At 63.5% G+C, this 233-nt stretch carries 1 protein-coding gene; it reads right to left on the minus strand.

Going from position 1 to position 233, the window contains the following annotated elements:
* Positions 1–199 (minus strand): hypothetical protein (locus Q5762_RS39770; RefSeq protein ID WP_315897194.1); only part of this gene is annotated, 199 nt, incomplete at its 3' end.
* Positions 200–233: the final 34 nt, after the last annotated feature.

A 233-nucleotide genomic window follows, 5' to 3' on the forward strand; every position in this document is an offset into this window, starting at 1 on the left:
TGGGCATGGTCGTCACGACCATGCCCAGGATGTTGCCCAGCATGCGTACCGGGTTCGTGATGAGCGTGACCGTGGCGAAGTAGGCCGACAGCTGACCGATCGACAGCTCGCCGGACCTGATCTGGAACAGCCCGATGCCGAGAGCGACGCCGAGCGCCAGCTCGGGCAGCATGATCGAGTTCATCATGAACCGCGCCACTGCGGACTCCTTGTTCACCTCGGTGCCCAGCAAC

The sequence above is a fragment of the Streptomyces sp. P9(2023) genome (genome assembly GCF_032436795.1).
Classification (GTDB): domain Bacteria; phylum Actinomycetota; class Actinomycetes; order Streptomycetales; family Streptomycetaceae; genus Streptomyces.